Genomic DNA, 26,440 nt, shown 5'->3' with positions numbered 1-26,440 from the left:
CCTTTTTTATTAAAAGTAATGTAATTATTATTTAAAAAAGTTAGTTAAGCTTTTAAGTTGTGCTTGATCTACTTCTGCGTTTTTAAGTTTGTCGCTTAGCTTGATTAACTCTTCAGGCTTCATGTTATCACCTAAAATTCTAACGATAGTAAATCCAAAATCATTGGAGCTTGCAAGTACTAAAAACTCGTCAATTGCATCTGCGTTACCTAATGTACTAACTTTTACATTAACACCTTTGTCTTTAAACTCCATTAACTCTTCATACTTTTCGTTATTAAAAACTTTTTTAGCTTTTTGTAACTCTGTTTTATAGCTTTCTAGGTTATTATCTTTAATTCGGTAAGCTAAAATGTCTAGTTTATCTACAGATTGATATGCTTTTTGCTCGTCTGGATTTAAGTTAGCTTTAGAAAAATCTATTACATCTGCAGATACGTCATAGGACATAAAAGCTGGTAACTCTTGATGATCTACAAAATAGGTTTGTATAGAGTTTTGGTCTTTACAACTTACTAGAACAATACTTAAAGCAATAAATGTTATTACGGTTTGGAAGGTTTTTTTCATGGGTTTATTTTTTACTTTTCTTTTTTAACTCCTCTCCTCCTGGAAGATTCATTTTTTGAGTTAATTTAGAAATTTGGTTTAAATCAATATCACCTGTTAAAGAGATTACTACAGTTTCGATAGTACGCTTTTCTCCATTAATTTCAATATCAGAATCTTTCATTGCTGCTTCTAATCCATTAATAAACATTAACAACTCACTTACATGGTCACTGTCTTTACCTTCTTTTACATAAAACTTCATGACCACTCCATTGTCCTTAACCTCCATTAATTCTTCTAAAACAGCGCTGCGTGTTGCAACCCATTTAGTGATGTCCTTAGCTATAGTTTTGTCACCTGTTGCCATAGTTTTAAAACTGGTAATACTATTTACCATATCCATATAAGCTTTAGCTTCAGCATCATTTGTATTAATATCTATTTTTGCTAACATCTGAAACATTTTAGGTTTGATGGACACATAACTTACTTTGTCATCATCACTATATTTTTCAAAAATATCCTGAGCCATACCTGTTAATGGCATTAATAATATGGCTAATACTGTAATTGTTATATATTTTTTCATTGTATTTGGTTTTAAATTTTAATATTATTTTATGTTTCTAATTTTTAAAATACGTCCTATTGGGTTTTCCATTTCTTTTAAATAGTCAACTTGTGTGCCAGCCTTATTAATTTCACCTAAATAACTAACTTGTGCAGTTCCTTTATTAAAGGTTTTGGAGACCAACTCTAGATAAGCTTTAGCTTGATTATAGGCTATCCTATCAGCTTCTGTAATTACCTCTTCTTTTGGTCTAGTCAGATAAATACCAACCATTAACACTGCTACTGCTGCAACGCTTAACCACTTAAAATTAATTTTCTTTTTAGTGTTTAGTGGTACGTGTTTAGTAAAAGTCTCCTGTTGGTTTACCGTATAATACCCAAAAATTGCTTTATAATACTCTAAATGCGGAGCGACAGTCTCTTGGTTAAAATAGTCTTTTAACTGTGCTTCTTCTTGTAGAGTGGTTTGACCATTCTCGTACTTTTCTAGTAAGTCTTCTATATTATTTAACACCATAATTATGTGTACTTGTTAATTTTTCTCTTATTATTTTTCTAGCTCTAGATAGTGCTACACGTACTGCTGTAGGATTCATATCTAACATTTTTGCTATTTCGTCAAAATCATATTGCTCAATATCTCTTAATTGTACTACCATTTTTTGTTGTTCTGGTAGATCTTCAATAATCTTTGCTACCCATTGTAAACTATCATTTAATTCTATTTGTTTTTGTAGTGCTACATTGTGGTCTTGATAATTACTATGTACTATTTTTAAATTTTGCGATTGCTTGGATTTTAATTTATCCAAACAAAAGTTTTTGGTCATGGTCATAGAAAATGCTTCTACATTTTTATAATTTTCTATTTGACCTTTGTTTCGCCATAATTTTAACAATACCTCCTGAGTGGCATCTTCTGCTTCCTCTCTAGAGACTAGCAATCGTTTTGCTAAACGAAAGACCTTATCTTTAAAAGGCATTACTAATTTTAAAAACTCTGACTGCGTCATTTTGGTTGGTTGGTTTCTATTACGACGAACAACTATTATAATTGTTACAATTTATTTTCAATATAAAATAAAGTAAGTACTTTTATATTGAAAAAGAACCTTTAGCGCTATGAAAATTATTAATATAAAACACCTAGTACTTTTACTTCCGTTTATTATTTTAGGTTGTTATGAAGATATGGACGACAACCCAATCTCTGACACAGAGATTAAAGATTTTATTTGGTCTGGATTAAATACTTGGTATTACTGGCAAGATCAAGTTACGGACTTAGCAGATGACCGATTTTTAGACACTGCAAACTATACTCAGTTTTTAAATAGTTTTGATACGCCTGATCAAATGTTTTATAGCTTATTATCTGATCAAGACCGTTTTAGTTGGATTGTAGACGATTATTTTGCTTTAAACAACGCTTTAAATGGTGTATCTAAAAGCAACGGAATGGAGTTTGGTGTTGGTTTAATTGATGGTGGCAGTAATGCTTTTGGTGTTGTACAATATATATTACCAAATACAAGCGCATCTACAAACAACTTACAACGTGGAGACTTTTTTTTAACCGTAGACGGAACACAATTAACTGAAAACAATTACAGAAACTTACTATTTTTTGGAAGCGATACTTATACTATTGGTCTTGCAGAATTAGATGCATCCGACAATCTTGTTCTAACAGGTGAAACCGTTACACTTACAAAACAAGTATATGAAGAAAATCCAATTTTAATATCAAATACCTTTACAGTAGATGGTATTAAGGTTGGCTATTTAATGTATAATCGTTTTACAAGTGGTTATGATCAACAGCTTAATAGCATTTTTGGCCAGTTTATTGCCGAAGGTGTCCAAGACTTGGTCCTAGATTTACGTTACAATCCTGGAGGTAGCGTTAATAGTGCTATTAATTTAGGAAGTATGATTGCTGGAGAACCTACAACTGCACTATTTTTAAAACAACAATGGAATAATAAAATACAAGCAACCCTTAGTGATACTCAGGTTAACAAATACTTTACCAATCAACTCTCTGATGGTACATCTATTAATACCTTAAACTTAAATAAAGTATACATTTTAGCGCAAGGTAGCTCTGCTTCTGCTAGCGAGTTGGTTATAAATTGCTTAAGACCTTACCTTGACGTCATACATATTGGAGATGTAACTGTTGGTAAAAATGAGTTTTCAACCACTTTATATGATAGTCCAAGTTGTAATTATAATTGCACCACAGGTATCAATCCAAATCATACTTGGGCAATGCAGCCTCTAGTTGGAAAAAGTGAGAATGCTAATGGCTTTTTTGAATACGAAACTGGTTTGATACCAACATTAACTTTAGAAGAAAACGTAGCAAACTACGGTATTTTAGGGCAACAAGACGAACCACTTCTAGCAAGAGCCATACAGCATATAACTGGTAATGGACGTTTTAGTAACCAACCTATGTTAAATAACTTAAAAATAGAAGATTACTCTAAGCTTAACACAATTACAAAAGACAATATGTACATTAATAGTGAAGGATTAAACGTATTTAAATAAAGAAACGCAAAAACTATTGGGACATAAAACTTATTTTAACTGGAGTTCAGGTAAAGATTCGGCTTTAGCCTTATATTATTTACAACAAGACGAAAATTATTCTGTTGAACAATTAATTACCACAGTAAATACACACTATAATCGTGTAACTATGCATGGTTTACGTAAAGCATTGTTAATTGCACAAACCGAAGCTTTAGGTATTAAATCCAGTCTAATAGAGCTTCCTGAAATGCCAAGCATGGATACTTATGAAGACATTATGCTAAAGGCTGTAACCACGTTAAAGGATGACAAATTTACACATAGTGCATTTGGCGATATCTATTTAGAGGACTTAAAAGTATACAGAGAAAACCAACTAGCCTCACAAAACATAAAAGCTATATTTCCGTTATGGAAACGCAATACAAAACAGCTTATTACTGAGTTTATAGCGCTTGGTTTTAAAACCATTGTGGTTTGTGCTAATTCTAAATACTTTGACCAAGATTTTGTTGGAACTATTATAGATAAACATTTTATTGACAATCTACCCGAAGGTGTTGATCCTTGCGGAGAAAATGGCGAATTCCATACCTTTTGTTTTGATGGGCCAATCTTTAAAAACCCAATCCCGTTTACTATTGGAGAAAAAGTATATCGCGAATACAAAGCACCTAAAACCAATGATAATGATATCTGTAAAAGTGATGCCGAAACTTATGGTGTGTGGTATTGTGATTTAATACCATAACAATTATCTAAATTATAACGCATAAAAAAGCCTCTAAATAATTTAGAGGCTTTTTATTTGTTGGTTGGTTTGTGGTTTAATTACTATTTTTAGTTGAAATAAATCTTAGAAGCTATGACACCAACGTCAAAACTATTGGTTTCTGATCCTGAAGACAAATCATATACTTTTAAAGTACTATTTCCTGAAAAGTTTCCTGCATCTGTTACATATAGCAAATTATTTTTTACTGCCATTCCATAAGCACTAGTAGCAGTAATGTCAAATAATGAAGCTGTTGGTAAACTAGTATCTGTATCTGACAATCCATATACTGTATTATCTAAAATGTAATAAGTATTACCATCACTATAACTCATTAAACCTGGATGTTGACCTATTTCAAAAACAAAAGAGGATACAATTGAGTTATCTGTAACATTTATTTTTGTTATTGCTGCTGGTGTTTCGTTACCTGTCCATGGTTCGTTACCTCCAGAAAGCACAACCAAATTACCTTGATTATTAATCACCATCTCGTCTGGTTTAGATTGTACAGTAATAGTGTCTGTTGTACTATCCTCAGTATTTATTACTGTTATCAAATTGTTAGTATTATAACCTCCTTTATGTGATACAAATACTTTATCCAAATTAACTAAAACTTGCTCTGGACCTTCAGCTACAGCTATGGTAGATGTTACAGTATTAGCATTCAAATCTACTACAGCAATGTAATCATCTGTAGTATCATTTGGATCAGCCCAATCAGACACGTAAGCAGTATCACCATCAAAAGCAATATATCGTGGTAACGTTAAACCAGTGTCTATCGTTCCTAATTTTTCAAAGGTATAACGATTAACAACTGTTATTGTTCCTGCATCAACAACGATATAAGCCTTATCTCCATTAAAACCTACAGATTGTAAATACACGCCTAAGTTTTCATTATTAACATTAAAATAGACTTGATTTTCTGTTTCAGAAAAATCATTAGATATGTAAGAAATTGAAGATGGTCCACCTTCTGCACTTACTAAAATCCCATTTTCATAAGCTCCTAATGGTTCTGGTTGTGTAAATGCATCGTCATCATTAGAACAAGAAAAGACTAATAATGATAAAGCTACAATTGAGTAAATAATTTTTTTCATAATTTGATTTAAAATTTATAGTGTAATTGAATATTAAAATTTCTGTTTGGCATTGGTCTAAATGCTACGTTTTGATATAGTTTATTAAATAGATTATTTACTTTTAATCCCAACTCTAATTCGTGATTAAAATGTTGTAATACTTTATAATTAACGCCTAAGTTGGCTACATTATAAGATTGTAAACTATAAAATGGACCTTTTAAATTATCGGAAGTTGTAAAGACGTCTCCATTAAATAGCTGCTGATAATGTGCGCTAAACCTTTTAAAGCTATAAGCTAATGTGGCATTAGCTTTATGAAAAGGCACATAAATTAATTGCTTATTTGTTTCTAAATTTTCTGAAACTGTGTAAGAGTAATTTGAGCTAAACGTCAATTGGTGATTATTAACTTTTTTAGAAATAGTTAACCCAACTTCTACTCCATAACTATGGGCTTCAGCTATATTTTGTGGCGACCAAAACCCAGAGATATTTGGTTTCCATTGTATCAAATCTTGCGACTTAATATAGTAGGTATTCAACTGTAGTTGCAACCAATTAAAGTCTAAAACATGACCTAAATCAAATTGATAAGACGATTCTGGTACTAAATTCAAATTACCTCCAGGTTGCCAAAACAAATCGTTAAATGTCGGAATTCTATAATTTTTTGACCCATTAATTTTGACCTTATAAAATTTGGTAATCCCAATCAAAGCGTCCATTGAAAACAATAATGGACTACTAAAATCAGAAGTCACATCTTGTCTTACATTAAAACCTAAATTTAAATTAGTGCTTGGATTATATTGTAATAATCCTGTAGCAGAAAATATAGATCGCTCTGGATTACCAAAACTACTGCCTTCACCTTTAAAAAGATTGTAATCTAAAATACTAGTAACACTTACCTGTTTAGATAATTTATAATTAAAATTATGTTTTGCCAGAAAAGTATTGACTTGTCCAAAAGTAAAAAACTCAGAATTTTTGTTTTGGTAAAACTCAAAAGACTCTTTTAAATAGGCAAGTTTAAAATTGGATGTATACTTTTGATCAGTCCTAACCCATTCCAACATTGACCTTGAGTTCTCATCTTTATATTTACTATTTGATGGCGTAGCAGTTGTACCAGAAAACTCACGATCACCTAAAAAAGTCTGATGGTATAATTTTAGCACATCTTTATCTGAAATAAAATAACCTAAATTAGCATTAAGACTTAAATTATTAAAATCACCATTTTCATTAATTTTATCAGAGTCTAAATATTTATAATCATTATCAGAATCTAGATAATTTACCCCTAAATTAAAAGCAAATTTATTTTGTCCATAATCTGTAACTAGACTAATGTTTTTACTCTCAAAACTACCATAGTTAAATTTGACATCATTTTTTAAATGTTTAGTAAAACTTAATGTATTGTCCAAGTGTACACTACCTCCAATTGCTCCACTTCCGTATTGCACACTACCTCCACCATTTCTAATAACTACTTTATTAACGTTATTGGTATTTATGGTATTAAAATCCGTTTGACCATTTAACTGAGAGTTAATGTTTATACCATTCCAAATCACAGCAGTTTGCGAGGCATTAGTCCCTCTAAACGATGGTGAAGACACCATCCCATAACCGTTTTCTTTAAAATAAATATTAGAATTAAATCGTAATAAATCCGTAAAATTAGAAGTGTTTTTACTTAAAACAGAGTCGGTTAAAACAGTAACTTTAAATCCTGCAGCATTTTGTTTCAACTTAATATCACTAAGCTCAATAACATCTAAATATTGGACAGAGTCCAGCTGTGTTTGTGCAAAAGACACAACACTACAACATACAGCAATTAGTAATCCAATAGTTTTTTTCATAAATCTTAAAGACCTTTCTCCCGAAGATCATATTAGATGACAAATTCTGGCAGGTCTCCTGACTTGTTATATGTTACTCTACCTTCCCATTTTTAATAAAACAGTGGTCTAAGTTTGAATAACATCCTTTAAAAGGTGTCCAACCAATGTTGAACATAAACTTACAGTTGCGGGAACAGTTCTGGATTTAAACCAAATTCCCTTTTAATCGACTTTGCATTAGCACAAAGTCAAACCAAAATTCAGCGCGAATGTACTATTTTAAATTAATTCATTCTTCATTTTTCTTATTCATTTTATAGATTAAATAAATAAAGCCAATTAAAAAATGTAATAATATAATTCCTCCTACTATATATATTGTTAAATTTGAACCGTCTCTCATGACTAAAATTTTATATAAATTTAAAGGAAAATTTTCCGCTAAAGCGCTACTAATGTTACAAAACAAAGCTTTTTTATTACTATTACTTTCATTTTTATTATTTCTAAATTGCAAGGAAGATCCAGGTATTGACAGGAAACTTCCTGCTTTAATACAAGAGGATAATAGTATCGCTTACGCTGAAGGATTTAGTATTACAAATCATAGTAATTTTAAAGTGTTAACCGTTAACAACCCTTGGCCTAAAGCAGAAAAAACCTATAAGTACGTTTTAATTAGTAAAGAAGACGCTGCAAAAACATCGTTTATGAAAGATGAATATGATGGTATTATTATTACTCCTGTAACATCTATAGTAGTAACCTCTACAACTCATATTCCTGCTTTAGAACTTTTAAATGAAGAAAACTCATTAATTGGTTTTCCTGGCAGTGATTATATTTCTTCAGAAAAAATCAGACAGCGTATTGATAATGGACACGTAAGAGAATTAGGTAAAAACGAAGGTTTAAACACCGAAGTTTTATTAGAGTTAAATCCAAATGTTGTCGTTGGATTTGGTGTTGATGGCACAAATAAATCTTTAAAAACAATAAGTAATGCTAGAATACCTGTAATTTATAATGGTGATTGGGTAGAAAAAACACCTTTGGCTAAAGCCGAATGGATTAAGTTTTTTGGTGCACTATATAATAAAGAAAAACAAGCAGATTCTGTATTTAAAACTATCGAAACCAATTACAAAGCAGCAAAACAATTAGCGCAAACCGTCACTGAGCGACCAACAGTAATTAGTGGTGCAATGTATAAGGATGTATGGTATTTGCCAAATGGAACCAGTACCGAAGCTCAATTTTTAAAAGACGCAAATGTCGATTATTTATATGCAGACACTAAATCTCAAGGCAGTTTAGCATTAAGTTTTGAAGCTGTTTTTGAAAAAGCAAAACATGCTAATTTATGGTTAAGTCCATCTTATTATAGTAGCATGGAAGCTTTACAAACCGCTAATACGCATTACACGCAATTTGATGCTTTTAAAAATAATGCTATCTATACTTTTGCAAATACAACCGGAAAAACAGGAGGTGTTTTGTATTATGAACTTGGTTTATCTAGACCTGATTTAGTATTAAAAGACATCATTAAAATTTGTCATCCAGACTTATTGCCAGAGTATCAAACTTACTTTTTTAAACCGTTAAAGTGATAACATCCAAATCTTATACCATTCCCTTTATAGTATTAGCAGTTTTGCTTTTACTATTATTTATGGTAAACATTAGTTTAGGATCTGTATCCATAGCTTTTAATACTATTATAGACAGTTTTTTTACAAATTCGGATAATTTAAACAATCATCAATATATAATCCAAAACTATCGTTTACCCAAAGCAATTACTGCTGTATTGGTAGGTTCTGGTTTAGGTATTTCTGGGTTATTAATGCAAACCCTTTTTAGAAACCCTTTAGCTGGTCCCTTTGTTTTAGGGATTACCTCTGGAGCAAGTCTAGGTGTCGCATTGGTTATTTTAGGTAGTAGTATTTTTGGTGGATTTTTAGCTACTTTTTTACTTACCAAATGGAGCTTAGTTATTGCTGCAAGTTTAGGTAGTTTTTTAGTGTTATTATTAGTCCTAATTGTATCCTCAAAAGTTAGAGATACTATGGCTATTTTAATTATCGGATTAATGTTTGGTAGTATTACAGCTGCAATAGTTAGTGTACTATCCTACTTTAGTAGTGCAGAACAATTACAGCAATACATTTTTTGGGGTTTTGGTAGTTTAGGAGATTTGGACTGGAACGAGGTTACTATTTTTGCCATCATTTATTGTATTGGTATCCTGTTTAGTATCCTATCAATTAAAGGTCTTAACACCTTATTATTGGGCGAAAATTACGCTAAAAGCTTAGGTTTAAACATTAAACAAAGTCGATTATTAATTATTATTGCCACTAGCCTACTAGCAGGTACTATTACTGCTTTTGCAGGACCAATAGCCTTTATTGGCTTAGCAATTCCGCATGTTACTAGACAAGTGTTTAATACGTCCAATCATAAAATATTATTACCTGCTGTATTTTTATTTGGTGCCATTATTATGCTAATTTGCGACAGTATTGCCCAATTACCAAATACAGATTATATGCTACCTATAAATGCTATAACCTCCTTATTTGGTGCACCAATTGTAGTTTGGTTATTAGTAAGACAACGTAAAATGGTGTTTTAAAATGAAAAAAAACAACCAACATACCATCCTAAAAACTGATAATTTAACTGTAGGTTATCAGTCTAAAAAAAACAAAACTATTGTAGCATCTAACATTAATATTGCTATAAATAAAGGCGAATTAATTGGTTTGGTTGGTGGTAATGGGATTGGTAAATCCACACTTTTAAAAACATTAACAAAGGTTATAACACCTTTAAGTGGTTATGTATTAATAAATAATATAAATTTAGATAACTATTCTAATTTAGAACTTGCCAAAACTTTAAGTTTAGTATTAACAGAGCCTATTGCTGCAAAAAATTTAACCGTTTTTGAATTGGTTGCTCTTGGACGTCAACCTTACACCAATTGGGTTGGTAATTTATCTGACACAGATGTAACCATTATTAATAAAGCAATCAAGCAAACGACTATTGAAGATTTGAAACATAAAAAATGTTTCGAGCTTAGTGATGGTCAACTTCAAAAAGTAATGATAGCTCGTGCTTTAGCACAAGATACCGATTTAATTATTCTAGACGAACCTACGTCGCATTTAGACATGTATCACAAAGCATACATCCTAAAACTGCTTCAAAAACTAGCTAAAGATACTGGAAAAACCATCTTATTTTCATCTCACGAAATTGATCTAGCTATCCAATTATGCGATAATATGATTGTCATGTCAAACCATGGAATAGTTAGTGACTCACCTTGTAATTTAATCGAAAAAGGTGCGTTTTCTAACCTGTTTCCTGCAGATATGATTGTTTTTGATGAAAAAACAGGCAGTTTTAGGGTTAAAAAGTAGTTTTACGTCAAACTCAAAATCATAAAGGAACAATTCACGTCTTACCGAACTTGTTTCAGTATTTCATAATAATTAAGCTTTTAAAACATCTATCGTAATACTTAAAAAAAACCAATAATCAATTTCTAAATTAACAAAATCAAACATTCAGCATATATAAATACTTAACTTCTCACTGAGAAACAAATTAACTATCTTTGAACAAACTACGTTTTCATTAAATGAACGACAACATTATCCTTATACTTGCTATTGTAATTGCTGCTGCTATTGGTGGTTATTTAGGTATGCTTTTCACTAAACTTAAAAGTAAAAGCGAAAAAAGTACTTTAGAAGAAAGAAACACCAATTTACAACAGCAACTCTCTGACTTAAAACAGTTTTATTCCGCAGAAAGCGAAAGACAACACGCGACATTTAACACCCAATTACAAGAGTTGAAACAAACTATTTCTAAAATTGAAATAGAACGCGAAGGCATCCGTCGTGAAAAGGATATTTTAAATGAAGATTTAGCTAGAAAAAATGCCGATTTTGAAAACCTACAACAATTAAACCTTAAACGTGAGGAAGAAGTCGAATTGCGTCAAGAACAACTTCGTAAAGATTTTGAGTTATTAGCAACTAAAATTTTAGACGAAAAAAGCGAAAAGTTCACCCTTCAGAATAAAGAAAATATCAAAAATATTTTAAATCCACTTCAAGAAAAAATACTAACCTTCGAGAAAAAAGTAGACGATACTCAAAAGGAAAGTATTAGTATGCATAGTGCTTTAAAAGAACAATTATTGGGTTTAAAGGATTTAAATCAGCAAATGACTAAAGAAGCCACCAACCTAACTAGAGCATTGAAAGGTGATAGTAAAATGCAAGGAAATTGGGGAGAATTAGTTTTAGAACGTGTCCTTGAAAAATCTGGATTAGAAAAGGATAGAGAGTATTTTGTACAACAAAATTTTACCAGAGCGGATGGCTCTAGAGTGTTGCCAGATATAGTATTACACTTACCTGACAATAAAAAAATGATTATTGACAGTAAGGTGTCTTTAACAGATTATGAGCGTTACGTGAATGCTGAAGATGACGAGCGTGAGTTATATTTAAAAGCCCACATCAATTCTATAAGACGACACGTAGACCAATTATCTGATAAAAAGTACGAAGATTTATATGATATAGAAAGTCCTGACTTTGTTTTATTGTTTATTCCAATTGAGCCTGCTTTTGCAGTTGCTATAAATGCTGATAATAGTTTATACAATAAAGCATTCGAAAAAAACATAGTTATTGTTACACCTGCCACGTTATTAGCAACTTTAAGAACAGTTGACAGCATGTGGAATAACGAAAAGCAGCAACAAAATGCTATCGAAATTGCAAGACAAGCTGGCGCTTTATATGATAAATTTGAAGGTTTAGTTAAAGACTTAACTGGTGTTGGAAAAAAAATAGACGATGCTAAAAAGGATTATTCCTCTGTAATGAATAAATTAGTAGAAGGAAAAGGAAACCTAATTACAAGTGTTGAAAAATTGAAAAAATTAGGTGCTAAAGCTAAAAAAGCATTACCCGAAACCATTATTAAAAGAGCAGAATTTGACGATTAACACAAAACAATTATGATAAAATTTTTAGTAAAAGCCTTAGTTATTATAGTCCTAATTTTAGTAGGATATTTTTGTTTTATATACTTTGCAACGTACAGTGAAGGTGTTAGAGCAGGAGAATTAGTTAAATTTAGCAGTAAAGGTGTTATGTTTAAAACCTGGGAAGGCGAGGTCAGTCAAGGTGTGTCTGAAGCTCAACTTTTTGAATTTTCTGTAGAGGATAAAGAGAAACAGGTTATTAATGATTTAAATCGTTTACAAGGTAAATTTGTAAAACTTTCGTATTTTGAACGTTACAAAACCTTCTTTTGGTTAGGTGATACTAAGTACTTTATTACTAAGGTAGAAGAAGATAAAGAACGACGTTCTAATTATTAATTATGACAGATTCTACTCAAAATGTAATATACAAATGGAGCTTAAGAGCTAAATATATTTTTATCTTTATTGCAGGAGCAGGACTACTGTCTTTTGGTTTTGATACGCTTATAGAGCCAGGAAAATTTAGTAAAAGAGAAGAATTAAATAACTTTATTATTATCATGTGTCTCTTTTTTGGACTGGCTTTAATTATTGTCGGATTTTACAGAAAAAACCAAATTGAATATTACATACAACAACAAAAACTATAATGAAAGCATATAAAAAAGCAGACGATTCTAGAATTAGTATTTCCGAATTAATGTTACCCTCACACTCTAACTTTAGTGGAAAAATACATGGTGGTTACATACTAAATTTGATGGATCAAATAGCTTTTGCTTGTGCTTCTAAACATTCTAAAACCTACTGTGTGACTGCTAGTGTAGATACTGTAGATTTTTTAAGTCCTATTGAGGTTGGCGAACTAGTAACCATGAAAGCTTCTGTAAATTTTGTTGGAAACACATCTATGGTTGTTGGTATACGTGTAGAGGCTGAAAATATACAAACTGGTATTGTAAAACATTGTAACTCGTCTTACTTTACAATGGTTGCCAAAGATGATAATGGACAATCCATGGAAGTTGCTGGACTTATTTTAAATGATAAGGTAGAAGTCAAACGTTTTTTAAAAGCTATTAAGCGAATGGAGACTAAAAAACAACGACAATATGAGTTTGATCATGAAGATTTTTCGCACACAGATTATCTTCCAATATTAAAAGATTACAAAGTTAGAATAGATTTACCTGATAATTTTTAAAATAAAAAAAGCCTTCAAGAAATGAAGGCTTTTTTATTTTAAAAGGCTTGTATTAAATTTTTACAAATCGTTTAGTTATTGTGGTCCCTGAACTAACAGAAGTTATTTTTATTAAATACACACCATCATTCCAATTAGAAATAGACAAACTAGTCTTTAATTGACTAATTGTTTTTGATAGTACTTTTTTACCTAAAACATTATACACTTCAATAGTCAAATCTTCTTTAAACTGAGAAGGTATTTCGACATTTAAAGTCGATGATGCAGGATTTGGATACAGATTTATCGCAGATAAACGTGTTGCAAAATCAGGCACACTTAAAGTCCCTTCTGGTACTACTGTAATAACACCAAACATACTTGTTGGATGAGGATTACATTGGTATGTATTTGTACCTACAGATGTAAACGTATGCGAAAACGTTGCTCCTGTAGTCATAAAACCACTTACAAAATTATCTGAGGATGTACCTCCTGTTCTTTCTACATTATGCGTACCAGTAGAATACCAATCCCAAATAACTGTATCTCCAACCTCAATAGTGCGATCTGCATTATTATTAGGTCCTGTTGCATTAGAGTTAGAGCCGAAACTCCAATCTATATTAACTGTTTGGTTTTGAGCTGATACGCTTAAAGCTACAAAAGCAAATAAAATAAATAGTAGTTTTTTTGTCATAATCTCTTTTATTGTAAAATACAAAAATTAATTATAACCTCCTAAAAACCAATTAATTATTTTTATTACTTGCTTAAATACATTTTTCGTCTTGCATATAAATCGTAAAACTGATCATCTTTTAAATCGTCTATAAACAAAATACTTTCTCCAGTACTTTTCATTTCTGGCCCAAGTTTTTTATTCACATTATGAAATTTATTGAAAGAAAACACTGGCTGTTTAATAGCATAACCTTTTAACTGTGGGTTAAAATTAAAGTCAGTAACTTTCTTTTCGCCTAACATAACTTTAGTTGCATAATTTACATAAGGCTCTCCATAGGCTTTAGAAATAAATGGAACTGTACGTGATGCTCTTGGATTAGCTTCAATGATGTAAACTATATCATCTTTAATAGCAAACTGTATATTAATTAACCCAACCGTATTTAATGCTAATGCAATTTTCTTGGTATGGTCTTTTATTTGCTGCATTACAAACTCTCCTAAATTAAAAGGTGGTAATGTTGCGTTACTATCACCTGAGTGGATTCCGCAAGGCTCTATATGCTCCATTATACCAATGATGTAAACATTTTCTCCGTCGCAAATAGCATCTGCTTCAGCTTCAATAGCTCCATCAAGATAATGGTCTAATAACAGTTGATTTCCAGGCATACGTCTTAATAAATCAACGACATGCTCCTCTAAATCTTGTTTATTAATTACAATCTTCATCCCTTGTCCTCCAAGTACGTATGAAGGTCTAACTAATATTGGAAAATCTAGCACGTCTGCAATTGCAGCTGCTTCATCTGCAGTTGTAGCAATATCAAATTCTGGATAAGGGATATTGTTTTCTTTAAGCATGTTAGAAAACAACCCTCTATCTTCAGCTAAATCTAGAGCTTCAAAACTAGTTCCTAAAATTTTAATTCCGTATTTAGATAGTTTTTCAGCAAGTTTTAAAGCGGTTTGTCCACCTAATTGCACGATAACACCTTCTGGTTTTTCATGTCTAATGATGTCATAGATATGTTCCCAAAAAACGGGTTCAAAATATAATTTATCTGCTGTGTCAAAGTCTGTAGATACTGTTTCTGGATTACAGTTAATCATGATGGTTTCATAACCACATTCTGCAGCAGCTAATACACCATGTACACAACAATAATCAAACTCGATACCTTGTCCAATCCTGTTTGGTCCTGATCCTAAAACAATAACTTTTTTCTTATCAGAAACTATACTTTCATTATGCGCATAACGTGTTCCATCAGCTGTTTCTACATCATTTTCAAATGTTGAGTAATAGTAAGGTGTTTTAGCTTCAAACTCGGCAGCACAAGTATCTACAAGTTTGTAAACACGATTAATACCTAACTCGTCCCTTTTATTATATACTTGACTTTCTAAACAGCCTAACATATGTGCTATTTGTCTGTCTCCATACCCTTTTTGTTTAGCTTCTAGAAGTAAATCTCTTTGGATGGTGTCTATTTTAAAGGTCGAAATTTCTTTTTGCAATTGGTGCAATTCTTCATATTGACGTAAAAACCACATATCAATTTTAGTAATTTCATGTATACGACTTAAAGGAATTCCCATTTGAATGGCATCATAAATTACAAACACGCGATCCCAACTTGCGTAGGTTAGCTTTTCAATAATTTGTTCGTAATTAGTATAACCTTTACCGTCAGCACCTAAACCATTACGTTTAATCTCTAAAGATTGTGTTGCTTTATGAAGTGCTTCCTGAAAAGAACGTCCAATACCCATAACCTCTCCTACTGACTTCATTTGCAGTCCTAGTGTACGATCACTTCCTTCAAACTTATCAAAATTCCAACGTGGTATTTTAACAATTACATAATCTAAAGTTGGCTCAAATAATGCTGATGTAGATTTAGTAATTTGGTTTTCTAACTCATCTAAATGATAACCTATAGCTAATTTTGCAGCTATTTTTGCAATTGGATATCCTGTTGCTTTACTAGCTAAAGCTGAAGAACGAGATACACGAGGATTAATCTCGATAGCAATTATATCTTCGTTTTCATCTGGACTAACTGCAAATTGTACGTTACAACCACCAGCAAAGTCACCAATATTACGCATCATATGGATAGCCATATCACGCATTTTTTGATATGTTTTATCACTTAATGTCATTGCAGGAGCAACAGTAATGGAGTCTCCTGTGTGGATCCCTATTGGATCCATATTTTCAATAGAACAAATAATTACTACATTATCATTAGAGTCTCTTAGTAATTCAAGCTCGTATTCTTTCCAGCCAATTAAGGCTTTGTCAATCATGACTTCGTGAATTGGAGAAATTTCTAATCCACGTGTTAATAACTCGTCAAAATCTTCTTCTTTATATACAAAAGAAGCTCCTGCTCCACCCAATGTAAATGAAGCTCTTATAATTAATGGAAACCCAAACTCTTGGGCAATTTCTTTACCTTTAAGGTATGATGTCGCAGTTGCTTGAGGAGCCATAGGCACACCTATTTTAAGCATTAACTCTCTAAACTGTTCTCTATCCTCTGTAATATTAATAGCGTCAATATTGACACCTATAATCTCTACATCAAAGTCTTTCCAAATTCCTTTTTCATCTGCTTCAATACATAAATTAAGTGCAGTTTGTCCACCCATTGTAGGTAGTACTGCATCAATTTGAGGATGTTCTTTTAAAATTTGAACAATAGACTTTGTATTAAGAGGCAACAAATATACATGATCAGCCATACTTGGGTCTGTCATGATTGTTGCTGGATTAGAATTGATTAAAATAGTTTCGATTCCGTCTTCTCTTAAAGATCTTAGTGCTTGCGTACCAGAGTAATCAAACTCACAGGCTTGCCCAATAACGATAGGACCTGAACCAATAATAAGAATAGACTTTAACTTAGGATTTTTTGGCATTTTAGTTTGTTTTTTTCGATTATCAAAAATAGTAATTATTAGATACAAAAAAAGGCGTTACACCTAAGTAACGCCTTTAAAATGTTAACAATTGTTAAACATTATTTTTTATGTCTAGTTTCAGATGAAACAGATATTTTCTTTCTTCCTTTAGCACGACGACGAGCTAATACCTTTCTACCATTAGCAGAAGCCATTCTTTCTCTAAAACCATGTTTATTTCTTCTTTTTCTCTTTGATGGCTGAAACGTTCTTTTTGGCATTGTCTTATTTTTTTAAAATCTGAATAGTATATGTTTTATTTAGTTTTATGCTTTACGTAAAACTGAGCGCAAATATACAACGAGTTTTTTATTTCACAAACCTAATTTAAAAAATATTTTTAAAGATTTTTTTAGTTTCTTTGTACTCCAATAAAAATAACGCTTAAAAACGTTACAAATCAAGTAATACAAGACTTTTAAAATTTAAAAAATGTACAATAAAGTAATAAAACTAATATTAGCAATCGGAATTTTTGGTGTAGCCATCTGGCAATTTGTGGAAGGAAACATCGGTAATGGTATCATGTACATCTTTTTAGCCCTAATATTTGTCTTCTTATATTTTAAAAATGAATTTATTTTATTAGCTTTTTTAAGATTAAGAAAACAAGATTTTCCTGGTGCTAAAAAATGGTTAGATAAAATTAAAAATCCAGATACTGCTTTAGTTAAAAAGCAACAAGGGTATTATAACTTTTTAAATGGTATTATGGTTTCTCAGGATAATATGACTGAAGCTGAACGTTATTTTAAAAAAGCAGAGCAATTAGGTTTATCTATGGATCATGATATGGCAATGGTTAAACTTAATTTAGCTGGAGTTGCAATGTCTAAAAGAAGAAAGCAAGAAGCAGTTACATTATTAGCCGAAGCACAAAAGCTTGATAAACAAGGTATGTTAACTGATCAAATAAAAATGATGAAAGAAAACATGAAACGCGCACAAGCACCTAAACAACACTTTGGTCAAGGTGGATCAATACGTGCACAAAAAAGACGTAGTAGATAATTATTCTTTTATAAATTAAAAAGGGTCAAACTAATTAAAACTAGTTTGACCCTTTTTTTTTACAGTAAAGGCGCCCAAAGTCTACAATAGGCTTCTTGTATACGCTTAATATTAGATCGCTCTGTCCATTGCTCTAGATTAACTTGGATAGCACTTTCTAGGTCATTATTAAATATGCTTTTAGCTTCAATTGCTTTTTCTTTATTATAGATAAGCGCGTTGATTTCAAAATTAATATTAAAGCTTCTGTAGTCCATATTACAGGTTCCTATAGTTGTAAAGACATCATCCACAACCATAGTTTTAGCATGAATAAAACCTTTTTCATATCTATAAATTTTGACATTAGCTTCTAATAATTGTTCTAGATATGAGTTTGTGGCATGTTTTGCTGTCCACGAGTCCGATTTATCTGGAATTAGAAGCTTGACATCTACTCCACTTTTTGATGCCACTTGCATAGCTGTAATGATTTGATCATTAGGAATAAAATAAGGCGTTGTTATGTACACGTAATCTTCGGCAGTTACAATTGCAAAAAATATAGCTTCCATAATATTAGCCCAATCTGTATCTGGACCACTTGCTGCTATTTGTACTGGAGTAATTGTTTTAACCTTGTTTTGCGGAAAAAACGAACGGTTTAATGTCAAGCTAGTATCTGCTACAAAATTCCAATTGGTTAAAAATTGAGTTTGTAAGGTAAAAACAGATTCGCCAATAATTTTTAAATGTGTATCTCTCCAATAGTCTTTATTTTCGGGATAATTAACGTAAGTATCAGATACATTTATTCCGCCTACATAACCTATTTCACCATCTATAATCACAATTTTTCTGTGATTTCTATAATTCATTTTACCTGTAAATCTAGGAAACAATACTGGCATAAAAGCAAAATATTGTACTCCAGCATTGGTTAGTTTTTTCTTCATTTTAGAAGAAATTTTACTACCTACATCGTCAAAACTAAGTCTTACCGTTACGCCTTCCTTGGCTTTTTTACACAATAGATCTAAAAATCTAGTACCTATTTTATCGTCTTTTAAAATGTAATATTCAATATGAATATGTTTTTTAGCAGTGTCAATATCCTTAAAAAGCTTCTCAAATTTATTTTCGCCATTAATTATGATTTCTACATCATTAAATTTAGTTAATGGTGATTTATCATTTTTTTGAAGCAGATGAATTAATCTAATTTGATCTTCGTCAATTTTAGCTTCGTATTGCGTTAAGGATTCTGGCTGAATCTTTAAATCTTTATTAATAGATTGTATTAAATGGTTATTTAACACGTCTTTTCGATTAAAAATCTTATCCTTTCTATACTCTTGACCAAAAAAGTAATAAACTACTAATCCAAAAAAAGGAAACACTAACAATACAATGATGTACGTTAGTGTTTTTGTTGGATTTATTGATTTAAATAAAATAGTGGCAACTGCAATTATTACCAATATGTAATTGATAACAATTGCTATAGTCCACCAATTTTGAGTAAAAAAATCAAGCATTTACGGATTAGTTTGGTAGTAACCCTCTCTTGGGATATCAATAAAATATTGTTTTCTAGAACTATTATTTAAATGAGGTTCTCTTAACCAAGGGTTGTGTAATTTTAATATTTTATAGTTTATGCCAAATTGCTTAGCAAAACCGGCAAAGTCAGTTACTGCAGTATCTACAGCTACTTGATAGGTTGGCACTGCTTTATACAAATCTTTGTCTCTAAAATTAAATCCATAAGCATCTGGATTAGATAAAATTTCTTTTAAAGCTATTATTCTAAACACATACCTTCCTGTTTCTTCACCTAAAAGCAAATCATAATAACTAGTCACATCTTGTTCTTTTAAGCGTCTAGAAATACCATAATTACCCGCATTATATGCTGCTGCTGCAGATGTCCAAGATCCTAAACTTTCTTTAGCTTTTTTTAAATAATCACAAGCTACTTCTGTGGCTTTTTCTAAATTATAACGTTCGTCTACATTATCGTTTACTTCTAATCCATGTTCGCGACCTGTTGCTTTCATGATTTGCCAAAACCCACTTGCTCCTGCTGGAGAACGTGCATCTGTTAAACCACTTTCAATAACTGCCAAATATTTAAAATCGTCTGGTATCCCGTTTTTTGCTAAAATAGGCTCGATAATAGGGAAATATTTTTTGGCACGCTTAAACATTAACAAACCATTAGATTGCCAATAGGTATTAACTAAAAGCTCTTTATCCATGCGCTCATAAATATCTGGATTTGATAATGGTACAGCTTCTCCTGCAAACTCCAAATAGCTTGGCATTTGAATTGCGTATACATTATAATCGTTTATTATTTTTTTCTCAAAATTCTCGTCAGTAGGAGCGTCTTGATAGGCGTTAATAAATAACAATCCTAAAACGCCTAAGCCAACAATAGCTAAACTTTTTTGTACAATCTTCATCTTCTTATCTTTTGTTTAAATTTAAAATTTTTTATTCAAACCACTTAATATTTAAGCGATTAGTTTTGGTAAGTTTTCATTAAACCATTTATATTTATTAATAATCATGATATGCGTACCTCCTTTTATACTTAGGCATGCTCCTAAATTAGCGAAAGGAAATACTTTATCATTGTCACCATGAATATGGATTACATTATCTAATGCTTGGTCTTGATCCCAACAAACCACTTGCTGTATTGCCCAATCCAGATACATTTTATCGCTTACCGACAAATATTTTTTATATAACTCAATACGTTTAGTTATAGTATTACCAAACGCATATTTAGCCAACAAATCAACATTACTAAGTAATTGTGTGGGTAATATTTTATATGCTTTTGTCATACGCAACAGACGCATTCTTTTAGGCAACTCGTGTTTGGTCTTTACACTGGATACTATTATAATTTTATTGTACTTAATATACTTACTCATTTCTTGCACTAAAATCCCTCCAAAAGATACACCTAAAAGTACTGGATTATCATGTTTTACATCTTCACACATGCGTTTTGCATAGCTAGATAATGTTTCATTTGGATTGGGTAATTTCCATTCTAACCAGTAAATTTTAAATTGATTTTCCGGTAATTTAATGTGCTCAAATATCGTAGGATTAGCAGCCATACCAGGCATTAGATAAACAGGTATTACTTCTTGATTCATAAGCTTTTAACAATAAACAAACACAGTGCTATTAGATTTTTGAGTATCTTTGTGCTGTAAAGCTATAAAATAGTTTGGTACTATTTTTGAAACTCCCCTAATAATTAATAAAACTTTATACATTATGATTGATGCAGCTGAGTTAGTTGACAATGATTTTTTACGTCAATTTGAACTGAAAATTGATAATCATTTCGCTAAAATAGAATACTCTTTACAAGAAAGAAAAATCTTTTTAACTAAATTAATAGTGCCTGAGGAGCAGGATAATGAAGATTTTGTAAACGAGTTTTTAAAAATTGTTTTTGACAATATTGAAGAACGTAATTTAAGCGTAATGCCTACCAGTCCAGAAATAGCAAAATTTATGAGGCGCAATAGGCAATATAAAAAACTTTTACCTGTAGGTGTCAGAATCTAACTTTTACAATAAAAACATAATTAAAACCGAAGCTAATACCTTCGGTTTTTTTTTGAAATAAACATTATACTAATTATAATTATGCTACTAAAAACAATTAAACTATGCTAAAACTATAAAAAAAAGAATTAGCTATATTGTGTATATTTACACTATATAATTTTAGTTTAAAAAAAGCACTTTTCTTTACACTAAAAAAAAAAGAAACAGTAATAACAGCACCTTGACAACTATTATAACTAACAAAGCATTACCTATATATAGCTTCATTTTTATTTTTACATTTTTAGTATCTTGTAAGGATACTAAAAACGTAAACAATGATCATTTAGTTTTTAGATATAACGAACACAAAAACATAGGATCACTAGATCCTGCATTTGCAAAAGACAACGCAGATATTTGGGCAATCCATCAATTATTTAATGGATTGGTTCAAATGGATGACAGTTTACATGTTAAACCCTGCATTGCTAAAAACTGGACACTATCAGATAATGGTTTAAGCTATAATTTTGTACTAAAAAACAATGTCTATTTTCATAAACATAAATTATTTGGTAAGGATTCTACCAGACTAGTTACTGCTTCTGACTTTGAATATAGTTTTAACCGATTGTTGGATAAAAATATAGCGTCGTCAGGTCAGTGGATTTTTAATAAAGTAGACACCTTTAAAGCGATAAACGACACCATTTTTAATATTACTTTAAAACAACCTTTTCCTGCATTTTTGGGTTTGTTAACAATGAAGTATTGCAGTGTCGTCCCTAAAGAAATAACAGAATATTATGGTAGTGATTATAGATCAAATCCAATAGGCACAGGTCCTTTTAAATTTAAGCGCTGGGAAGAAAACATCAAACTGGTTTTTAGAAAAAATGAAAACTATTTTGAAACTACTAAAGATGGTCAAAAACTACCACATTTGGAAGCTGTAGCTATTACCTTTTTACCTGATAAGCAGAGTGAATTTATGCAATTTATTCAAGGTAATTTAGACTTTTTAAACAGCTTAGACGCCTCTTATCAAGATGAAATATTGACTACAAATGGAGAATTAAGAGATAAATATATTAATACTATAAACATAAATAGAGGTCCTTACTTAAATACAGAATATTTGGCTTTTTATATGGATTCTGATTTAAATGAAATCCAATCCAAACAAATACGTGAAGCTATAAATTATGGCTTTGACAGAAAAAAAATGATGACCTATTTACGTAACGGAATTGGAATAGCTGCAAATGGTGGATTTATACCAAAAGGGTTACCAGGTTACAATGCTAATATTGGATACACTTACCAACCCGTAAAAGCAAAAAAACTTATTGCTGAATACAAAGCACAAAACAATAATAGAACGCCAGAAGTAACAATTACTACAACTAGTAATTATCTTAACTTTTGCGAATACATACAACGCGAGCTTATTAAAATTGGTTTAATTATAAAGGTAGATGTCATTCCTGCATCAACTTTAAAAGAAGGTAAAGCCAACGGAAAATTAGATTTATTTAGAGCTAGTTGGGTTGCAGATTATCCAGACGCTCAAAATTATCTATCATTATTTTATTCAGAAAATTTTGCGCCAAATGGTCCAAATTATACTCATTTTAGCAATACTGATTTTGATAAATGGTACAACCAAGCTTTTAATACTACTGAGGCATCTGAAAGAACTAAATTGTATACCAAAATGGATAGTTTGGTTATAAAAAATGCTCCTATAGTGCCTTTATACTATGATGAAGTGATTAGATTTACTCAAAAAAATGTTATTGGACTAGGCAATAATCCTATCAATTTATTAGAATTAAAGCTTGTTAAGAAACAATAGTTAATCGATTTGATTTTTATATTTTAGAGATAAGTTCACTATTTTCAACATAGTTAGGTTTGTCAATCATTAAACCTAAAATTATAAGATATTGTCCAAATCCATAACCAAACATTACTATAAAATCCTGGAATAGGATGTCTCCATAAAATGTTTTAACTACCATTGTAGCCTCAGAGAATACAAATAAAACTACACCAGATAAAACTGTATAATAGCTTTTGTTACTTGCTACATCTTTTCTAAGATAGGCAAAAAGAGTCATGACTAAGGATATAAAAAAATACAACGTTACTGGTATAAAATACCCTTTAAGGTTTACAAAAATTAGATTATACAAAAACGCAACAAACAAAAAACAAACTACTAAAAATGGTAGCAAACGCTTATTACTAAAGTCTTCCTTGTGTGTAAATTTAAAAATGTAGATTAATTTACCAACTACAAAAAGTATTAAACTAATAATAAACTTTACTTTATTTAAGTGGTCAATAATTAAAATATCACCTATAAAAAAAATAATTAATCCATAAAAAACATACCTATTGTTCAACTTGTTTTTCTTGTAAACACAATAACCCGTAAATATTATAAGAGTGACTAGCACAAATATTTTAGAATAATACCTGTAAGGAATTATAGGTAAATTAGTTTTTACATAAATATCTAAAAATAACAAAGCCAAAAATACAGGTGTAAAATAGCGTATTAATTTATCCATAATTATGTATTCACTTTCAGTATTTCATTATTATCGATAGCTCTACTTTCTTTTAGTACTCCCAATATAATCAGGTACTGAGACAAACAATAAAAAAACATAACAGTAATTTTATTATAAGCAATTAATGGGTCATAAAATATTTTAAGGATATTAATACTATCTGCTATCATTGAGAAAAACACACCAAATAAGACTAACCAAAAACTTAATCCATTGACCTCACTTTTTCTTAAATAAGCAAATTGCATTAATAACAGTACTACAAATAAGTAGATTAAAAATGGAAAAAAATAATGACCTAAATTATTATACACCAAATCTGTGATAATAGTCATGTAAGCAAAACCAAGTATTAAAAAAGGAATTAATTTAGAAATTTTGAAATCTTTACTATTTAAAAATCGTATCGAATAACAAATTTTAGCTCCAATAAATAAGAAAGCTGCAAATACAAAATGAGTCATTTCGCCAGAATTTCCTGTAATAAAAAAAACATCTCCAATTATAAATAAAGATAAAGCATAAATTACCAGTCGTTTTTTAGAAATGTCCTTTTGCTTAGTTTTAAATAAATAAAAAACTAATAAAGTAATGCCTAGAGCTAATTTAGTAAAGTATCTATAGGAATATAACGCTTCATTATTCTTAAAAAAAGAATCTAAAACGTATAGAAAAAGATATAAGATGGTAAATCTAAGCGTATTTTTAAAAATAAAACTCATATTGATTATTAAGCCTAATTAATATAAAAATTTAATTCAGAATTAACCCATAAAAACTTACAATTTCGACGAATAACCTTTGATCACCAATAGATTGTACTAAATAATGATTACTCTTTTCTGTACTTTTTAGAATCTTCAAAAACTTGAGTTAAAATAGCTTCGTCTTGACTAGAAAATTCCACACCTCTTCTTGCCATAACAACTTTAGCAACCTCAAAAGCTTTAGACGTTAAATAGGTTGTAAAACCAGAAGCGCCTCCCCAACTATAACTTGGCACAAAATTTCTTGGAAAACCACTACCAAAAATATTGGCATTAACACCAATAACGGTTCCTGTATTAAACATTGTATTAATACCGCATTTACTGTGATCTCCCATCATTAAACCACAAAACTGTAATCCCGTTTTAGCAAAACGTTCTGTTTCATAATCCCATAGTTTAACTTCTACATAATTATTTTTAAGGTTAGAATTATTAGTATCTGCACCTAAATTACACCATTCTCCTATTACGGAATTCCCTAAAAACCCATCATGTCCTTTGTTAGAATACCCAAATAACACTGAGTTATTAACCTCGCCTCCTACTTTACTATGTGGTCCAATGGTAGTTGGTCCATATATTTTTGCTCCTAATTTTAAAGTTGCATGATCACATAAAGCTAAAGGACCTCTAACCAAACTCCCTTCCATTACCTCTGCATCTTTACCAATATAAATTGGTCCTGCACTAGCATTTAATGTTGCAAACTGGACAACTGCTCCTTCTTCAATAAAAATGTTTTCTGGTGCAATAATATTATTACTTGTAGGTATTGGTTCAGATTTTCTGTCTTTAGTTAACAATTCAAAATCCTGTTGTATAGCTTCTCCGTTTTTAGAAAATATCTCCCAAGTGTGTTCAATTTTAGTAATATCGTTATCAAACTCAATAGCTTCATACGTATCAAAATCTATGTCTTCCTGAGTATCTGTTGTATAAAAAGCAATTATATCCTCATCTTTAAAAATGGCTTGATTTTTTTCTAACCCTATAATCAATTCAACTAATTCATTATTTGGTAAATAAGATGCATTTAGCATAACATTTTCTTCTAACTCAACCATAGGATATTTATCTGCCAAATAATCTTCTGTTACTGTTGTAGTTGTCGTTTGTAAATACATCTCCCACTTCTCTCTAATAGTCAGTATACCAACTCTGATATCTGCAACAGGTCTAGTATAAGTAAATGGAAGTAATTGGTTGCGTACTGGTCCATCAAAAAGGATATAATTCATTGTGGT

General features: G+C 30.7%; 27 protein-coding genes and 1 riboswitch. Of the genes, 12 read left to right on the top strand and 15 right to left on the bottom strand.

Features of this window, described 5'->3' with window-relative positions; genetic code table 11:
- Positions 1 to 27 precede the first annotated feature (27 nt).
- From WNY60_RS08410 to WNY60_RS08395, 4 genes are read right to left on the bottom strand one after another with little or no spacing between them, the layout of a single operon-like run.
- Positions 28 to 570 carry a DUF4252 domain-containing protein gene (locus WNY60_RS08410; protein ID WP_342862093.1) on the bottom strand — a complete coding sequence of 181 codons (543 nt, stop codon included), beginning with the start codon at positions 568 to 570 and terminating at the stop codon, positions 28 to 30.
- Between the two features lie 4 nt (positions 571 to 574).
- Complete coding sequence (locus tag WNY60_RS08405; RefSeq protein ID WP_145002128.1) at positions 575 to 1,141, bottom strand: DUF4252 domain-containing protein; 567 nt, start codon at positions 1,139 to 1,141, stop codon at positions 575 to 577.
- A 24-nt stretch (positions 1,142 to 1,165) separates the two neighbouring features.
- A complete protein-coding gene (locus WNY60_RS08400; protein ID WP_145002129.1) occupies positions 1,166 to 1,642 on the bottom strand; it encodes a hypothetical protein in 477 nt (158 codons plus the stop codon).
- Entirely contained in the window at positions 1,629 to 2,138 is a 510-nt protein-coding gene (locus WNY60_RS08395; protein ID WP_145002130.1) for an RNA polymerase sigma factor, read from the bottom strand. Before WNY60_RS08395 ends, WNY60_RS08400 begins: the two co-directional genes overlap by 14 nt.
- Before the next feature lie 109 nt (positions 2,139 to 2,247).
- Between WNY60_RS08395 and WNY60_RS08390 the strand changes: the two genes are divergently transcribed.
- Together WNY60_RS08390 and WNY60_RS08385 are read left to right on the top strand one after the other, a co-directional pair.
- Complete coding sequence (locus WNY60_RS08390; protein WP_342862092.1) at positions 2,248 to 3,684, top strand: S41 family peptidase; 1,437 nt, start codon at positions 2,248 to 2,250, stop codon at positions 3,682 to 3,684.
- Between the two features lie 16 nt (positions 3,685 to 3,700).
- Positions 3,701 to 4,420, top strand: coding sequence for an ATP-binding protein (locus tag WNY60_RS08385; RefSeq protein ID WP_342862091.1), 720 nt, complete (start codon positions 3,701 to 3,703; stop codon positions 4,418 to 4,420).
- A gap of 89 nt (positions 4,421 to 4,509) precedes the next feature.
- Here WNY60_RS08385 and WNY60_RS08380 read toward each other — a convergent pair whose 3' ends face one another.
- A complete protein-coding gene (locus tag WNY60_RS08380) occupies positions 4,510 to 5,556 on the bottom strand; it encodes a YncE family protein (RefSeq protein ID WP_342862090.1) in 1,047 nt (348 codons plus the stop codon).
- A gap of 8 nt (positions 5,557 to 5,564) precedes the next feature.
- On the bottom strand, positions 5,565 to 7,415 hold the full coding sequence (locus tag WNY60_RS08375; protein ID WP_342862089.1) for a TonB-dependent receptor: 1,851 nt from the start codon (positions 7,413 to 7,415) through the stop codon (positions 5,565 to 5,567).
- Positions 7,416 to 7,445: 30 nt separating this feature from the next.
- Positions 7,446 to 7,670, bottom strand: a riboswitch (cobalamin riboswitch).
- A gap of 182 nt (positions 7,671 to 7,852) precedes the next feature.
- On the opposite strand from WNY60_RS08375, the gene WNY60_RS08370 reads away from it, so the two are divergent.
- From WNY60_RS08370 to WNY60_RS08340, 7 genes are all read left to right on the top strand, one after another.
- The gene (locus WNY60_RS08370) at positions 7,853 to 9,010 is read left to right on the top strand and encodes an ABC transporter substrate-binding protein (RefSeq protein ID WP_342862109.1); all 1,158 of its coding nucleotides are present in this window, start codon (positions 7,853 to 7,855) and stop codon (positions 9,008 to 9,010) included.
- On the top strand, positions 9,007 to 10,038 hold the full coding sequence (locus WNY60_RS08365; RefSeq protein WP_099569681.1) for an iron ABC transporter permease: 1,032 nt from the start codon (positions 9,007 to 9,009) through the stop codon (positions 10,036 to 10,038). Before WNY60_RS08370 ends, WNY60_RS08365 begins: the two co-directional genes overlap by 4 nt.
- 1 nt (position 10,039) lies before the next feature.
- Positions 10,040 to 10,834: an ABC transporter ATP-binding protein gene (locus tag WNY60_RS08360; RefSeq protein WP_342862088.1), complete on the top strand. Its 795-nt coding sequence runs from the start codon at positions 10,040 to 10,042 to the stop codon at positions 10,832 to 10,834.
- A 221-nt stretch (positions 10,835 to 11,055) separates the two neighbouring features.
- Positions 11,056 to 12,441: a DNA recombination protein RmuC gene (rmuC, locus tag WNY60_RS08355; protein WP_342862087.1), complete on the top strand. Its 1,386-nt coding sequence runs from the start codon at positions 11,056 to 11,058 to the stop codon at positions 12,439 to 12,441.
- A 12-nt stretch (positions 12,442 to 12,453) separates the two neighbouring features.
- Positions 12,454 to 12,819, top strand: a complete 366-nt coding sequence (locus WNY60_RS08350; protein ID WP_145002140.1) for a 6-phosphogluconate dehydrogenase — start codon at positions 12,454 to 12,456, stop codon at positions 12,817 to 12,819.
- Positions 12,820 to 12,821: 2 nt separating this feature from the next.
- Entirely contained in the window at positions 12,822 to 13,073 is a 252-nt protein-coding gene (locus WNY60_RS08345; protein ID WP_145002141.1) for a hypothetical protein, read from the top strand.
- On the top strand, positions 13,073 to 13,627 hold the full coding sequence (locus WNY60_RS08340; protein WP_145002142.1) for an acyl-CoA thioesterase: 555 nt from the start codon (positions 13,073 to 13,075) through the stop codon (positions 13,625 to 13,627). Before WNY60_RS08345 ends, WNY60_RS08340 begins: the two co-directional genes overlap by 1 nt.
- Before the next feature lie 52 nt (positions 13,628 to 13,679).
- On the opposite strand, the gene WNY60_RS08335 is transcribed toward WNY60_RS08340, so the two are convergent.
- The 3 genes from WNY60_RS08335 to rpmH form a co-directional block, all read right to left on the bottom strand.
- Positions 13,680 to 14,309: a T9SS type A sorting domain-containing protein gene (locus WNY60_RS08335; RefSeq protein ID WP_145002143.1), complete on the bottom strand. Its 630-nt coding sequence runs from the start codon at positions 14,307 to 14,309 to the stop codon at positions 13,680 to 13,682.
- Positions 14,310 to 14,374: 65 nt separating this feature from the next.
- Positions 14,375 to 17,227 carry a carbamoyl-phosphate synthase large subunit gene (gene carB, locus WNY60_RS08330; RefSeq protein ID WP_342862086.1) on the bottom strand — a complete coding sequence of 951 codons (2,853 nt, stop codon included), beginning with the start codon at positions 17,225 to 17,227 and terminating at the stop codon, positions 14,375 to 14,377.
- Positions 17,228 to 17,328: 101 nt separating this feature from the next.
- The gene (rpmH, locus tag WNY60_RS08325) at positions 17,329 to 17,490 is read right to left on the bottom strand and encodes a 50S ribosomal protein L34 (protein WP_028281753.1); all 162 of its coding nucleotides are present in this window, start codon (positions 17,488 to 17,490) and stop codon (positions 17,329 to 17,331) included.
- 211 nt (positions 17,491 to 17,701) lie between these two features.
- Between rpmH and WNY60_RS08320 the strand changes: the two genes are divergently transcribed.
- Positions 17,702 to 18,280 (top strand): DUF2892 domain-containing protein, encoded by a 579-nt coding sequence (locus tag WNY60_RS08320; protein WP_145002145.1) that lies wholly within the window; start codon positions 17,702 to 17,704, stop codon positions 18,278 to 18,280.
- 59 nt (positions 18,281 to 18,339) lie between these two features.
- Here WNY60_RS08320 and cls read toward each other — a convergent pair whose 3' ends face one another.
- Genes cls through WNY60_RS08305 form a run of 3 tightly spaced genes read right to left on the bottom strand, consistent with a single transcriptional unit; the run spans position 18,340 to position 21,438 of the window.
- Positions 18,340 to 19,797 (bottom strand): cardiolipin synthase, encoded by a 1,458-nt coding sequence (gene cls, locus WNY60_RS08315; protein WP_292946552.1) that lies wholly within the window; start codon positions 19,795 to 19,797, stop codon positions 18,340 to 18,342.
- A complete protein-coding gene (locus tag WNY60_RS08310; RefSeq protein WP_145002147.1) occupies positions 19,798 to 20,727 on the bottom strand; it encodes a lytic transglycosylase domain-containing protein in 930 nt (309 codons plus the stop codon).
- Between the two features lie 51 nt (positions 20,728 to 20,778).
- Positions 20,779 to 21,438: an alpha/beta hydrolase gene (locus tag WNY60_RS08305; RefSeq protein ID WP_342862085.1), complete on the bottom strand. Its 660-nt coding sequence runs from the start codon at positions 21,436 to 21,438 to the stop codon at positions 20,779 to 20,781.
- A gap of 124 nt (positions 21,439 to 21,562) precedes the next feature.
- On the opposite strand from WNY60_RS08305, the gene WNY60_RS08300 reads away from it, so the two are divergent.
- Positions 21,563 to 21,859 carry an N-acetyltransferase gene (locus WNY60_RS08300; RefSeq protein WP_186439197.1) on the top strand — a complete coding sequence of 99 codons (297 nt, stop codon included), beginning with the start codon at positions 21,563 to 21,565 and terminating at the stop codon, positions 21,857 to 21,859.
- A 274-nt stretch (positions 21,860 to 22,133) separates the two neighbouring features.
- A complete protein-coding gene (locus WNY60_RS08295; RefSeq protein ID WP_342862108.1) occupies positions 22,134 to 23,702 on the top strand; it encodes an ABC transporter substrate-binding protein in 1,569 nt (522 codons plus the stop codon).
- Between the two features lie 16 nt (positions 23,703 to 23,718).
- Here WNY60_RS08295 and WNY60_RS08290 read toward each other — a convergent pair whose 3' ends face one another.
- The 3 genes from WNY60_RS08290 to WNY60_RS08280 all read right to left on the bottom strand — a co-directional run bounded on the left by WNY60_RS08290 (position 23,719) and on the right by WNY60_RS08280 (position 26,434).
- Positions 23,719 to 24,423 carry a lysoplasmalogenase gene (locus WNY60_RS08290; protein ID WP_339808800.1) on the bottom strand — a complete coding sequence of 235 codons (705 nt, stop codon included), beginning with the start codon at positions 24,421 to 24,423 and terminating at the stop codon, positions 23,719 to 23,721.
- A gap of 2 nt (positions 24,424 to 24,425) precedes the next feature.
- On the bottom strand, positions 24,426 to 25,148 hold the full coding sequence (locus tag WNY60_RS08285; RefSeq protein ID WP_342862084.1) for a lysoplasmalogenase family protein: 723 nt from the start codon (positions 25,146 to 25,148) through the stop codon (positions 24,426 to 24,428).
- A 110-nt stretch (positions 25,149 to 25,258) separates the two neighbouring features.
- A complete protein-coding gene (locus tag WNY60_RS08280; protein ID WP_145002152.1) occupies positions 25,259 to 26,434 on the bottom strand; it encodes a GlmU family protein in 1,176 nt (391 codons plus the stop codon).
- Positions 26,435 to 26,440 lie beyond the last annotated feature (6 nt).

The organism is Olleya sp. AS48, assembly GCF_038900355.1.
In the GTDB taxonomy this organism is placed as follows: Bacteria; Bacteroidota; Bacteroidia; order Flavobacteriales; family Flavobacteriaceae; genus Olleya.
This window is presented reverse-complemented; position numbering and strand designations above follow the sequence as displayed.

Excerpts from the sequence above, each read along its gene's own strand:
- WNY60_RS08350 (WP_145002140.1), top strand. The coding sequence starts at position 12,454 with ATGATAAAATTTTTAGTAAAAGCCTTAGTTATTATAGTCCTAATTTTA.
- WNY60_RS08390 (WP_342862092.1), top strand. The coding sequence starts at position 2,248 with ATGAAAATTATTAATATAAAACACCTAGTACTTTTACTTCCGTTTATT.
- WNY60_RS08280 (WP_145002152.1), bottom strand. The coding sequence starts at position 26,434 with ATGAATTATATCCTTTTTGATGGACCAGTACGCAACCAATTACTTCCA.
- WNY60_RS08300 (WP_186439197.1), top strand. The coding sequence starts at position 21,563 with ATGATTGATGCAGCTGAGTTAGTTGACAATGATTTTTTACGTCAATTT.
- WNY60_RS08335 (WP_145002143.1), bottom strand. The coding sequence starts at position 14,309 with ATGACAAAAAAACTACTATTTATTTTATTTGCTTTTGTAGCTTTAAGC.
- rpmH (WP_028281753.1), bottom strand. The coding sequence starts at position 17,490 with ATGCCAAAAAGAACGTTTCAGCCATCAAAGAGAAAAAGAAGAAATAAA.
- WNY60_RS08320 (WP_145002145.1), top strand. The coding sequence starts at position 17,702 with ATGTACAATAAAGTAATAAAACTAATATTAGCAATCGGAATTTTTGGT.
- rmuC (WP_342862087.1), top strand. The coding sequence starts at position 11,056 with ATGAACGACAACATTATCCTTATACTTGCTATTGTAATTGCTGCTGCT.
- WNY60_RS08310 (WP_145002147.1), bottom strand. The coding sequence starts at position 20,727 with ATGAAGATTGTACAAAAAAGTTTAGCTATTGTTGGCTTAGGCGTTTTA.
- WNY60_RS08285 (WP_342862084.1), bottom strand. The coding sequence starts at position 25,148 with ATGAGTTTTATTTTTAAAAATACGCTTAGATTTACCATCTTATATCTT.
- WNY60_RS08370 (WP_342862109.1), top strand. The coding sequence starts at position 7,853 with ATGTTACAAAACAAAGCTTTTTTATTACTATTACTTTCATTTTTATTA.
- carB (WP_342862086.1), bottom strand. The coding sequence starts at position 17,227 with ATGCCAAAAAATCCTAAGTTAAAGTCTATTCTTATTATTGGTTCAGGT.
- WNY60_RS08400 (WP_145002129.1), bottom strand. The coding sequence starts at position 1,642 with ATGGTGTTAAATAATATAGAAGACTTACTAGAAAAGTACGAGAATGGT.
- WNY60_RS08405 (WP_145002128.1), bottom strand. The coding sequence starts at position 1,141 with ATGAAAAAATATATAACAATTACAGTATTAGCCATATTATTAATGCCA.
- WNY60_RS08345 (WP_145002141.1), top strand. The coding sequence starts at position 12,822 with ATGACAGATTCTACTCAAAATGTAATATACAAATGGAGCTTAAGAGCT.
- WNY60_RS08290 (WP_339808800.1), bottom strand. The coding sequence starts at position 24,423 with ATGGATAAATTAATACGCTATTTTACACCTGTATTTTTGGCTTTGTTA.
- WNY60_RS08360 (WP_342862088.1), top strand. The coding sequence starts at position 10,040 with ATGAAAAAAAACAACCAACATACCATCCTAAAAACTGATAATTTAACT.
- WNY60_RS08375 (WP_342862089.1), bottom strand. The coding sequence starts at position 7,415 with ATGAAAAAAACTATTGGATTACTAATTGCTGTATGTTGTAGTGTTGTG.
- cls (WP_292946552.1), bottom strand. The coding sequence starts at position 19,797 with ATGCTTGATTTTTTTACTCAAAATTGGTGGACTATAGCAATTGTTATC.
- WNY60_RS08305 (WP_342862085.1), bottom strand. The coding sequence starts at position 21,438 with ATGAATCAAGAAGTAATACCTGTTTATCTAATGCCTGGTATGGCTGCT.
- WNY60_RS08340 (WP_145002142.1), top strand. The coding sequence starts at position 13,073 with ATGAAAGCATATAAAAAAGCAGACGATTCTAGAATTAGTATTTCCGAA.
- WNY60_RS08395 (WP_145002130.1), bottom strand. The coding sequence starts at position 2,138 with ATGACGCAGTCAGAGTTTTTAAAATTAGTAATGCCTTTTAAAGATAAG.
- WNY60_RS08380 (WP_342862090.1), bottom strand. The coding sequence starts at position 5,556 with ATGAAAAAAATTATTTACTCAATTGTAGCTTTATCATTATTAGTCTTT.
- WNY60_RS08410 (WP_342862093.1), bottom strand. The coding sequence starts at position 570 with ATGAAAAAAACCTTCCAAACCGTAATAACATTTATTGCTTTAAGTATT.